General features: G+C 44.8%; 7 protein-coding genes. 6 read left to right on the top strand and 1 reads right to left on the bottom strand.

Annotated elements, in window-relative coordinates; translation table 11 throughout:
- Positions 1 to 29 precede the first annotated feature (29 nt).
- Complete coding sequence (locus tag ABR189_RS11750) at positions 30 to 950, bottom strand: DKNYY domain-containing protein (RefSeq protein ID WP_354660686.1); 921 nt, start codon at positions 948 to 950, stop codon at positions 30 to 32.
- A gap of 481 nt (positions 951 to 1,431) precedes the next feature.
- Between ABR189_RS11750 and ABR189_RS11745 the strand changes: the two genes are divergently transcribed.
- Genes ABR189_RS11745 through ABR189_RS11720 form a run of 6 tightly spaced genes read left to right on the top strand, consistent with a single transcriptional unit; the run spans position 1,432 to position 12,339 of the window.
- A complete protein-coding gene (locus ABR189_RS11745; RefSeq protein ID WP_354660685.1) occupies positions 1,432 to 4,347 on the top strand; it encodes a SusC/RagA family TonB-linked outer membrane protein in 2,916 nt (971 codons plus the stop codon).
- An 18-nt stretch (positions 4,348 to 4,365) separates the two neighbouring features.
- On the top strand, positions 4,366 to 5,856 hold the full coding sequence (locus ABR189_RS11740) for a RagB/SusD family nutrient uptake outer membrane protein (protein ID WP_354660684.1): 1,491 nt from the start codon (positions 4,366 to 4,368) through the stop codon (positions 5,854 to 5,856).
- Positions 5,857 to 5,866: 10 nt separating this feature from the next.
- A complete protein-coding gene (locus ABR189_RS11735; RefSeq protein WP_354660683.1) occupies positions 5,867 to 6,571 on the top strand; it encodes a hypothetical protein in 705 nt (234 codons plus the stop codon).
- Between the two features lie 14 nt (positions 6,572 to 6,585).
- On the top strand, positions 6,586 to 7,644 hold the full coding sequence (locus ABR189_RS11730; protein WP_354660682.1) for a DUF5007 domain-containing protein: 1,059 nt from the start codon (positions 6,586 to 6,588) through the stop codon (positions 7,642 to 7,644).
- 26 nt (positions 7,645 to 7,670) lie between these two features.
- Entirely contained in the window at positions 7,671 to 10,823 is a 3,153-nt protein-coding gene (locus ABR189_RS11725) for a SusC/RagA family TonB-linked outer membrane protein (protein ID WP_354660681.1), read from the top strand.
- Positions 10,824 to 10,836: 13 nt separating this feature from the next.
- Positions 10,837 to 12,339 (top strand): RagB/SusD family nutrient uptake outer membrane protein, encoded by a 1,503-nt coding sequence (locus tag ABR189_RS11720; RefSeq protein ID WP_354660680.1) that lies wholly within the window; start codon positions 10,837 to 10,839, stop codon positions 12,337 to 12,339.
- Positions 12,340 to 12,345 lie beyond the last annotated feature (6 nt).

Here is a 12,345-nt window from a genome sequence, read left to right as displayed (position 1 = left end):
GCTTGCATCAGCTGTGTACAAGCGCCTTTTTAATAATTTTCCATACACATACGCAGGTATTGGCGATGTTTATCCGGACCAACAGGCATATTCCCAAATATCTCTTTCGCTACTTCATAAGAATAAAAGGAAGGCGAAATTTCTTCTCCATTCAGATAATAATGATTTTTATCCATGGCAAAGGCATTATATACCGGATGTACTTTAAAGGTCTTATAATCTACAGGTAAGGTCTCCAGCTTATATTTATAATAATATACCCTTTTGCCGTCAGTAATATACTTTGATTGCCCGTATACCTGCATACTGCCCGGTTTTACCTGGTAGATGGGAGAGAAAAGATAACACAGTAGCTGTCCCTTCAGATAATACCCGCCTCCCAGCAGTTTGAGATGCTTTTCCTTCAGGTCTGCATCCGCAGGTACTACATTGGCCCTGTCATACATGTCCCGTGTAATAAAATAAAGACTGTCATTATTTTTTACCAGGTAACAACCACTGATAGAATCCATCACGCTGATCATCCCAAATGTTTTCCGGTCCATTTTAGTAACGTGCTCTACATATCCGCCAATGCTGCCAAAGGTGGGCATGAAATAGAGCGCACGCTCATCAGCGCCTATAATTGATTTCATCCGGGGAAACAGGTTAAACTCCTGGTATAGGTTTTCCTGGCTGGCCAGGCAGAAAAAAGAGGCAGGGTCTGCTTCCTGCAATATATCAGTGTAATAATACACCTGGTACTTATCTTTTGAAAAAGGACCTCCCAGGTATTTGAAGGTGGCAATATCCCTGGGTCGGAGAATCTGGGTACGGGTGCCGCGTAATCCAAATGCACTGGTGCTGGTAAACCTGACATACTTATCGGTCACTTCTACAGAAAGGTTAGACTGGGCCTGGAGCAAAACGGGCAAACAACAAAGTAGAAAAGTAATGGAACGTATCATCATACTGTAATAAAGCGGGTATCTTGCAAAATACAGACTATTGCCTGAATACAAATACCGGAAAATAGTTATTTTAGCCCTATCCCGATAATTAAGCGGCAACCTGCTTCCTGCCCTTCCCCACATCCAAAATGAATTGTCAAAATTTTGTAAAAATGTTTTTTTGTGTTCCGAAGAAAGTATAGTGAATGGTGAATATTAAGGTATGTATTGGTTAAAATAGTATATACTTTAGCAGAGAATTAACAAATACACCACTTGTAGCAAGGAAAAAAGAAAAAATAAGTTGTCGCTTTTATCAACCAGTAGAGAATATTAAATAAACCATTATGTAGAAATTTCACCTGATCCCTTCACATATCAACTAAGGTATGATAAGGTTGTCATGCCTGTAATTACTTAGTCAGCCATCATATTTTAAAATGCCAAATAACCTGTTGCAATAGCGGGCAGGATATCTATTGCTTTCATGTAACCACATAATATGGACAAATTATACCAGTTCCCTGTATGGGGAGCAGTCTTATGTTTTGCCTTTTCAGGCGCGCTGAAGGCGCAATCAGTACAGCCACAGACTTCACGGAACAAGGATACGGCTACCGCCAATCTGAGCGACTTTAAAAAGTTTTCCGTAAAACCTGCTGCAGCTGCTACGTCAACGCTGGACCTGTCTACCGTTACCTCTTTACCTTTTACTGGTGTAGACCAGCTGATGAATGGCAGGGTAACGGGTATTGACGTACGTAATAATAGTGGTGAGCCCGGCTTACGCAGCTTGAACTTTATCCGGGGGATGGGTATTATTCCCCTGACAAATAAAGACCTGTACTATGCACAGCCACTGATTGTATTGGATGGTATTCCGTTATTACCGGATTATCCGGGTGCTTACGACCTGAAACGTTTTGATTATAATAAGCCGGGATCTGAGATCAGCCGGCTTGCAGGCATTGCTGCCCATGATATTGAATCACTGAAGATCCTGAAAGATGCCGGTGCCCTGGCTATTTACGGGCCGCAAGCGGTAAACGGGGTTATCCTGATCACTACCAAAAAGCCTGCGCCGGGTAAGCAGCAGGTAAATGTGAATGTATATGCAGGCATAGCTACGCCAGGTACACAGCCGGCCATGTCGAATGCCAAATTTGAACGTGATTTCCGTCTGCCCTTTTATCAGCAATATGCGGGTGCGGAAGAGTGGCGGAACTTTCCCACTTTCCTGGCTGATTCTACAGATGCCTATTACTTTGGAAAGGCCAACTGGCGGGATAATTATTATCGTAATGCTTTTCTCTATGGTATCAATGCGGATATCCGGGGAGGAGGATCAATGGCTAATTTCCGCTTTGGACTGGGTACACAATCAGAAGATGGTGTGGCGGATCAGACTGCTTTCAAAAGATACAATGTATCCTTTGGGTTGAATCTGTTACCCATGAATAACCTCAAGATCACTACCTGGATCAGTGCTTCGTTTATGAACAGGGACCGCAACAGGTATCTGCGCGACAGGTATGCGGAGATAGAATATATGCCTAACCTGGAGTTCCCACTGTCGCCAGACAAATCTTACCTGGCACAGTATGAAACCGATTTAAGCAAATCCTTTGATAAAAATAAGGCCAACTCGCTGCGTGGATATGTACAGGGGGAAATTGCCCTGGGGTCATCCTGGTTGTTCAGCACCAGGCTGGCAGCAGATTATCAGCAGGATTTCCGGGATGTATTTTATCCAAGGGCTTTATTTGATAATACAAACTTCATTTCTAACTATGCTGCGGTAGACCGCCGCCTGTTAATAGAAAACAGGTTGAAGTACCTGGGCGACTGGGGAGCGCATCAACTGGCCTTTACATTGGGAAACAACCTGCAATGGGATTCCTACCGTTTTGAATATGACAAAGGATACAAGGGCAGCACGGACGTGATCAAAATCTACAAACCTAATGGTGCGTCTCACATCACCGAGCTGTTGTTCAACTACCTGGATTATTCCAAACAAAACCTGATCAGTGTATTCGTGGATGCACAGTATACTTTCCGTAATAAATATCACCTGATGCTGCACCTGCGCAATGATGGTTCTTCCAATTTCAAGTATAATCCCTGGTTCCCGGGTTATACAGCAGGAGCTGCCTGGGATATGCAGCAGGAAGAATTTGCAAAGAGCAACAGGTGGTTAAACCAATGGACATGGCGTCTTAGTTATGGACGTATCGGCCGTTTGTATGTAACAGACAATTATGGCTATGGCCCTTATATGACGGTGGATGCCAACTGGGCAGGATCTCAGAATATGGCTACTGTAATGGGATACAGTTATATCAGCAGATCCTACAGCAATGGTTTTAATGCATATGATACCGACTGGCCTTACCAGAATATGCTGAATGCCGGATGGGATATTTCCATGCTGGACAATCGTATTGGTATTGCAGTAGATGCTTATCGTAAAGATGACAAAAACCAGTTGTTCAGAATACCTGTTTCACACGAATATGGTTTTGATGGTACCTATCAGAATGGGGTACATATCCGCAACAGCGGGGTAGAAGTGCAGTTGAGCGTGGCGCCGGTGCGTACAAAAGACCTGGAGTGGAACAGTATTTTCCGGATCAACCGTAATCATAATAAACTGGTTGCACTGCCGGGAGTACAGGACAGGTTGATGGCAGGGGGCAGGCAGATTCGTGTGGGTGGTCCGGTAGATGGTTACTGGCTGCTGGATAACCAGGGTATTTTCGAATCGGATGATGCCGTTCCTGAAAATCCGGTTACGGGTAAGAAGCTCTCTTATAAAGGTATCGCCTTGCAAAAAGGTGATCCGAAGTGGGCAGACACCAATGGCGATTATATCATTGATGATAACGACCGGGTATTGATGGGACAAGCTTCTGCCGGTTGGAACGGTGGTTGGGAAAACAATATCCGCTGGAAACAATTTAACCTGCAACTGTTATTTACCTGTGCCTGGGACAAAAAAGTGATCAATGAAGAACTGGCAGGACGCTTCGACTTTGTAAACAGGTCGGCTCCGGATGATATCCGTTCCATTAAGGAACAATCTTTCTGGACCTTGCCTGCCAGTTACGATCACATCCCCCGTTACAATCCCTGGAGGGCAATAGATCCTTATCAGGCTGGCCAAAGTCTTTTCCTGGAAAATGCGGCTTTCGTAAAACTGCGCAGCGCACGCTTATCTTATGATATGGCCGATCGCGGTTTTTTCCAAAAGCATAAGTTTAATATGGCACAGGTATATGTAGCTGCCACCAACTTATTTACACTTTCCGGATATAAAAGCGGAGATCCCGAGCTGACAGACTTCCGTGGATATAATACCGGCTACGGGTTGCCTATTCCCCGCTCATTCACCGTTGGTTGCAATTTTAATTTTTAAGTAAAAAGGAAAGCTATTATGATAATCAGGAAAGGAACGGTTATAGTGTACCTGCTGGGTATTTTTATTTTCAGTAGCTGCCAGAAAATGTTAGATGTAACACCTGAGCACCTGGTAGAAGATAAAAACTTCTTTCGCAATGTAAATGATGCCAGAGCCGCTACCATGGGTAATTATGCACTGTTGCGTGCAGCCCTGGCTCACGAAAAAACATATTGGACACATGGAGAAATACGGGGAGGTGATTTTGCGGTAGAACAACGCCCGGATCTGATGGCTGTATTGCAAAATAATCTGCTGGCCAGCTATCCGGCTATGGAGGAGTGGAGCGACTGGCGCCGGCTGTATGCGGTGATCAACCACGCTACTTTGTGCATTGAGCGTTTACCGGAAGTAAAGGCACAGGATATACGCTACAGCGAAAAACAATTACGTGTAGATATTGCCCAGGCAAGAGCAGTACGTGCATTCGCTTATTTTTATATGGTAAGGATCTGGGGAGATGTGCCTTTGATTACTACTACCAACAGCGAAAATTTTGAGCTGCGGAGCCGTACGCCTAAAGAAGCGGTACTGGACTTTGTGATCACCGAATCGCTGGAAGCTGCTGCACAATTACCCTGGCTGTTTGCTGCCAGCCAGCCGGAACAACCGGAAGATATTTACAATGGTAATGGCGTGAATTTCTGGCGGAGCGGACTGGCTACCAAAGGTGTAGCCTATGACGTGGTAGCACATGCTTATGCCTGGAGAGGGGATTACCTGAAAGCCTATGAATACTGCAGCATCATCCAGAATAATATGGGATTATCCCAATACAAGCCTACTACTACCGACCTGCTTACCAGTGTATCCAGTTCAGGTACTTTCAGCGGGCGCGATAACAATGTGATCTGGGCGCTGAGCTTCCGCTTTGACAACCAGGAATATTCCCGGGCAGGTTGTATAGAAGACTGGACTTTAAGACTGCCTTTAGTACCTAAATCCTATGCAGAGATCTATGTGCCGAAAGATACTATCCTCAGTGTTTTTGACGAAGAAAAGGACCAGCGGGCAGTGAGCTACTTTGCTAATATCAATGATGGACAACCCATTTTCAGCAAGATCAATAAAATAGATAACTCTGTAAAAGGACCTGTATTCCCGGTGTATGCTTCTGCTATTGTATTATTCCGGTTGGAAGAACTGTATCTGTTAACTGCTGAAGCTGCCATGCAGATAGGCTTACCGGATCAGGCGGTAGAGAACCTCAACAAGGTACGCAGCTCCAGAGGATTGCCTGATTTTGAGATCGCTGATGGTGACGTCATCGAAGCCGTTTTTAAAGAGCGGAGAAGAGAGCTGATGGGAGAAGGCTGGCATTGGTATGATCTGATACAGTTTAAGAAAGTACCTGACTATACTAAAATAACAGCCGACCAGGTGGCGGCCGGAGCAATATACTGGCCGGTGGCGTCAGGAGCTTTGCAGCAAAACCCACAACTGATACAAAATAATTACTGGAAGTAAACCTACGGGAATGAACAAACGGATCATACACATTTTTACCGCTGTAATAATATGGGGCTGTGTTTTGCAGGCTTGCAAAAAAGAAGCCAGCCCTTATGAACAGGATACACCTGTAGTAAATATCAACCAGAACAGCCTCGATTTTCTGAAAGCACAAACAGGTACGTACGACAGCCTGTTGTATATACTGCATAAACTTCCGCAACTGGAAGATAGTTTGATCAATCATTCAGTGACGTTTTTTGCGCCACAGGATATCAGCATCCTTACTGCTATCCAGAACATTAACGTAACACGCACCAGGAGCGGTAAGGCTGCCTGGATCATTGACAGCGTACCATTGCCGGTATGGGATACATTGATGCGCAGATATATGGTGGCCGGAATCGTTACGCCGGATTCCATCCGTTTTGCAGATGGGGTAGACCTGGTTACGATGAGCGGATACTGGCATACCAGTGAAGAAACAGGAGATGATGTTTTTTCGCCGTATAAAATGCATGCCGACCTGGTAAAACAAAGTACCTCCGGCAGTACCAGTACCAACAAACAAAGGATACAGTTCAGCGACAAAAACTTTTCCCGTTTCAGAACAGACTGGTCTTCGTCTTACGTTAAAACGTCCAGCCTGATCACAACGAATGGGGTGCTGCATCTGCTGGAACCTAATCACGTATTCGGATTCAGCTCCTTTGTTACATTCATTAACCGTTAATTGACCTATACAATATGTACCACAAGCAATCAATATCATGGAAAGGTGCAATGGCAGCTATGTTGCTCGTGAGCGGGTGGATGTCGTGTACCAAAGTGCCTGCTGAAATGGATTACCTCAGTGAAAAAGCCAACTTCAACCGCGACAATTTTGATCCGGTGATGGGGCGTACAATGATCTACCAGGGCATTTTCAATTCAGACCAGTCTACCCGCCCGCTGTTATTTACACTCACCAATTTCAGGCATGCTGCTGATAGCAGCGCTGCACCGGAATTAGGCACGCTCGTAAAAGTGAAAGAGTGGAAAGAAGCCTATACAGGCAAAGAAAACTCTTTGCAGGAAATATATGATAAGCAACAGGAAGCAGAACATCCTGTGCTGGATATCAGGAAAAACTCCGGTGAGATCATCTTCTGGCAATTCAGTGATACCAATCTGATCAAACCACAACCGGGTGCAGGATACCTGTTTGATATCAAAGTGGAAAACAATGGCAACAGCCGCGTTTTTAAAAATAATACCCTGAACCTGTTCCGCCCCAGGGCATATTCGCCGTCTGATAATATAGACGCGGTATCAGGCTGGCAAAAGTATAAAAGTGATGGATCCCCGGTGGTGATCAATCCAACAAATACCAGTGGGGTAACAATGGATAACAAGCTGATCACAGATACTTCTGTTGCAGTTTACTTTCATAAAAAAGGAAATGGGAATTCTCTTTCGTTCAAATTCTATGATAAAGATTCCACCGTCATTAATCCGCTCATGTTTAATAAGACCCGCTGGGACAGCCTTTATTTCTATAATAGCCGCGTACAGGGGGATTGTAAGATCGGATTTAATCTGCGTGTCACAGAAACCGGTGTGACGTATGATGTGCCTTATCCTTATCCGGCTGTGGGAGCTGCCCAGGGAGAACGGGTTAAACTGGTGTTCAATTATAACCGCCTGGCATTTGGAAACCGGCGGGTAACAGAAGGCTTCACATTCGAGTTCGCCATTTTTGAACCGGGAGATTGGGAGATCATCTTCAAATACCGTCACCAGACTCCGAAGTTCGAAAATGACTAATTAACCGGCACTTTAAAAAAAACTACATGAACAATATTTTAAAAGCTGCAAATATGTTGTGCTACAGGTTACTATGTTGTATGTGCCTGATGTTGCCACTGGCAGCGATGGCGCAAACAGATGGTGCTACTATCACTGTAACGGGAACGGTTACTGCCAAAGATACCCGGGAGGCAGTACCGGGTGTAACTATCAAATCAAGGCTGGCCAACAAAGGCCTGCTGCTTACAGATGCAAATGGTAAGTATAGTGTAAAGGTGGCATCAAATGATATTCTGATCTTCTCTGCTATCGGTTTTCAGGCGCAGGAAGTAAGTGTGAGAGGCCGCACTAAAATAGATATACAGATCAGCCCTTCCGTAAGTTCCTTAAAGGAAGCAGTGGTAATCGGTTATCAGCAAAAAACAAGGGAAACAGTAACGGGTGCGGTGACCAGCATTTCCAGCAAAGACATTCAGGATGTTCCTGTAACCAGTGTGATAGAATTGCTGCAGGGAAAGGTAGCGGGGCTGAATGTGCAGAATAATACCGGCGCTCCCGGCTTTCGTGGTAGCGTAGCCATCCGCGGTATTTCCCAGTTGAATGTGAGTGGTACCGGGAATAACCAGTTCCTGTCGCCCAGTTCTCCATTATATATTATTGATGGGGTGCCTGTTGATGAAAACGGAGCTTTTGATATGGCCTTCAATCAGGGAGGTCCTGGTACCAGCCCCCTGTCACTGATCCCACCAGAAGATGTAGAGTCTATCGATGTATTGAAAGATGCGGTAGCGACCTCCCTGTATGGGTCCCGTGCAGCAAATGGGGTGATTGTGATCAACACTAAACGGGGTAACTCTCCGAGGCCTGTGATTACCTTGCAGAGCCAGGTGTTTTATAACATGACCCCGCCATTGCGTGGTACTATCGGTGGGATGGGGGAGCGTAACTTCCGTATCAACGCTATTGAAAAATATGGCGGACTGGATGATTATTATAACATCTCCCGGACCCCGTTCCTGGCAGATAGTCTGAATCCGTTTTACAATAATGCTACCGACTGGCAAGGCATATTTTTCCGGAATACCTACAACCAATCGCATAACCTGAGTATTAAAGGTGGTTCTCCACAGCTGAACTATAAGGCGAACCTGGGATATACCCAGAATAAGGGGATCATGAAAAATACCGGCTTTAACAGGTATAACCTGAACATGCAAATGCATTATGAGCCTACGCGTAAGCTGCGGATGGATGCGAATGTATTTACCGGCTGGGGACAAAAACAAAGAGGAAATGGCGGTGGCCTTTCTGATAACGGGGCAGGAGATGCTTTTAAATCTTCTTTGCTGCCTGCACCTTCCTTCTTTGTGGCCATCCCGGAATACATAGGACTTGAAACAGCTAAAGATGATAATAATACCATGAACATGCGCTCCAATGTGAGCGTAGATTATGAACTGTTGAAAGGATTACGCGCCAGCAGTTCCCTGTCTTATGAGTATTATACCGATACCCGCGACCAGTTTAAACAGGCGCTGGCCAACAACAACAGCACAGCACTTATCTCTTTTACCGGACGCCGCGATCAGCTGATTAACCGTAACCAGCTGAACTATAGTATGACACTGAACAAAGTACATAACTTTTACTTCAGCGTATTTAATGAAATAATGCTGAAAAACCAGCAGAATATGTACCGGAAACTGTACAATGGGCCCAGCGATTTTTACCTCGGTCCATTAGGGTTTAAGGCAAATGACAGTACCGGTTTGTATGATGTGATCAAATACCGGGAAGCGTCTATTGCAGGTATGTTCTCCTATAACCTGAGCCAGAAATATGTATTGGATGTTTCTTACCGCCGCGATGGTAACTCTGCTTCCGGTATAGAAAACCAGTTTACCACTAATCCTTCTATCGGAGGCCGCTGGAACTTCTCCAAGGAGAAATTTCTGGAGCCGCTGAAATGGCTGTCCTATGGATCAATCCGTTTTACGTATGGTATCAACAGCCGCCCGTCAGCAGATATCTTTGCTTCCCTGGGCGAGTTCTACCAGTCTGGTACCTACAACAACTACCCACGTATTTCACCGGTGTTCAGCAATATGCCTAACCCAAGATTGGATGCAGAAAAATCCAAACAATGGAACTTCGGGGTAGACCTCAATTTGTTTAAAGACAGAATCGCAATTAACTACGACCGTTATGCCAAAACAACGATCAACCTGGTACGTTCCGTATTCCTGCCTACTAGCACAGGGTATGATAATGTAAAGATCAATGGTGCCAGCCTGCTGAACTATGGTCATGAGATAAACCTGACGGTAAGGCCGTTAAGCCCGAAAAGCAAGGTACAGTGGACCATGAATATCAATGGTGCGATCAATCAGAACCGCCTGCTGAAGATAGACGGAGATGCCAAACAATTCATCTATTACGATTATGACAACTACCAATGGCTGATCCTGAAAGTAGGACGTAATATTTTCAACAACTATATGTTCCAGAGTGAGGGGGTGTATGCATCCGATAAGAATGTACCGGTAGATCCTGTTTTAGGTACCCGTTACTCCACTATCTCTCCGGGCGGCCAGTTCAAGGGAGGTGACCCCATCTGGAAAGATGTGGATGGCGACTACCGGTTGACTGATGAAGACAGAACGATTGTGGGCGATCCATTACCATTAGTCAATGGAGGGGTATCCCAGAGTATCACCTGGGGAAGATGGAACTTCTCTATGTACGCTTCCTTTATCTACAAACGCAGTATTTACAATAATGCCTTCGCATCTATGCTGAGCAGAGCAGGAGATCCGTTTGATTCCAGGTATAGTATTCCTGACGTAGGGAAATACAATTTCTGGAGAAATCAGGGGGATGTCACCACGTATCCTACACTGGATGATTACACCAAGATCCGTGATGTAGCAGCTTATCGGTATGATCAGAGTTTGTTCCAGGAGGATGGCTCCTACTTTAAGATCAATCAGATCACCATCGGCTATACGATAGATCCGAAAGCACTCCGGGCGGTAAACCTGAGCAGGGTACGTTTTTATGGCACCCTGTACAATATGGCCATCTTCTCTCCATATTCAGGACCTAATCCGGAGAACGTCAGCGATCTGGGTAAAGACCGTGCAGATTCTTATCCAATTGCCAGAAGTATTACCCTGGGTTTAAATGTTGAGTTTTAAAAGTACAGTTGCTATGCGTAGAATAACTTATTTCATATTATCCGCAGTAATGGTCTGCAGTACCATCTCCTGCCAGAAATTCCTGTATGTGGAGCCGATAGACAGGCTGTCTTCTACTGCCTTCTGGAAATCGGAGTCGGACGTAAGGGCAGCGGTGGGCAACTGCTATGCTTTGTTGCTCGACAAGCTGGGAAAAGAAGGTACCATCTATATCACCGCAGGCGATGTACGTGCAGGTTGGGTAGCTTATGATAACCTGACCAAGAACAACCTGTACAAACTGGCGATAGCTCCAAATAAGCTGAAGGATATAGGAGCTTATCCGGACAACTGGAACCTGAAAGGTATCCTGAACTGGAAAGGTTTTTATAAAGTAATTGCCGCTTGTAATGTAGCTATTGCCAACATACCGGAAATACCGGATAATATCATGTCAAAAACTATCCGGGACCAGTATGTGGGAGAAGCCTTGTTTGTAAGGGCATTCACTTACTTCTACCTGGTAAAATTGTATGGAGATGTTATTTATACTACCGATCCGGTAGACCCTACACCTAAGCCGAGGGAAAATTTTATGGTAGTGCTGGATAAATGCATTGCAGATATGGAAGAAGCAGCAGCACACCTTCCCTGGGCCTATAATGATCCTACCGACCGTGCAGTGAGGGCTTCCAAAGGCGCTGCACTGACGGTAATGGCACACATGAACATGTGGAAGGCTGGATTTGATCCGGCTAATAAGGAATCCTACTGGAATAAAGCAGAAGCAGCTACCAGAGAAATTGTAGAGAAAGGAGTATATAAATTGCTGCCTATGGATAAGGATGAATTCCATGCCATTTTTAAAGGAAAATCTGAAGAAGGGGTATTTGAGTTTAACCTGGATAAAAACTATAATGAGTCATTACGGTTTGCTACGTTTGCCAACTGGATGCTGCATGACCCCTACTATTTCTATTCAACTTCTGACTGGTTCCATTCTGTAAAATTCTTTAAACAATTTTATGGAGAAGATATTTCCGGTAATCCTGATAAGCGGATGCGCAATTGGTTTTATAAACCTGAATTAGGAAATGTAGAAACCATGTTCCTGAAGTATTCAAATGTAATAGATAAGAACAACTTCATTTTTGATGATAACCTTATCATTTACAGATACCCTGATGTGTTGCTGTTGAGAGCGGAAGTGCTCAATAACCTGGGCAAGGCACCCGAGGCGATCCTGCTGTTGAATATGGTACGCGAAAGATCTAATGCAGTAGCATACCCCAATGATCCGAAAGATAATGAAAGACCTTTGGGAGATATCATTTTGAAGGAAAGGATCCGGGAGCTGGTAGGAGAAGGGCATATCTGGTTCGACCTGGTAAGAACCGGAAAGGTAATGGATGGTTATTTTACAGAGTACCCCATGAGCAAATCTGATTTTGACGCAGGAGCTTGGACCTGGCCCATCCCCGCTGAAAACGGGATCCAAAACCCTTATTTTAAATCAAATGAATTCTGGAATAACTAAATATAG

The organism is Chitinophaga sp. H8 (assembly GCF_040567655.1).
GTDB lineage: Bacteria > Bacteroidota > Bacteroidia > Chitinophagales > Chitinophagaceae > Chitinophaga > Chitinophaga defluvii.
Note: the sequence above shows the minus strand (reverse complement) of the source record. Positions and strands in the feature narration are given on the sequence as shown.

What these genes read in the sequence shown, in the direction of transcription:
- ABR189_RS11750 (WP_354660686.1), bottom strand. Translation starts at nt 950, where the DNA reads ATGATGATACGTTCCATTACTTTTCTACTTTGTTGTTTGCCCGTTTTG.
- ABR189_RS11745 (WP_354660685.1), top strand. Translation starts at nt 1,432, where the DNA reads ATGGACAAATTATACCAGTTCCCTGTATGGGGAGCAGTCTTATGTTTT.
- ABR189_RS11740 (WP_354660684.1), top strand. Translation starts at nt 4,366, where the DNA reads ATGATAATCAGGAAAGGAACGGTTATAGTGTACCTGCTGGGTATTTTT.
- ABR189_RS11735 (WP_354660683.1), top strand. Translation starts at nt 5,867, where the DNA reads ATGAACAAACGGATCATACACATTTTTACCGCTGTAATAATATGGGGC.
- ABR189_RS11730 (WP_354660682.1), top strand. Translation starts at nt 6,586, where the DNA reads ATGTACCACAAGCAATCAATATCATGGAAAGGTGCAATGGCAGCTATG.
- ABR189_RS11725 (WP_354660681.1), top strand. Translation starts at nt 7,671, where the DNA reads ATGAACAATATTTTAAAAGCTGCAAATATGTTGTGCTACAGGTTACTA.
- ABR189_RS11720 (WP_354660680.1), top strand. Translation starts at nt 10,837, where the DNA reads ATGCGTAGAATAACTTATTTCATATTATCCGCAGTAATGGTCTGCAGT.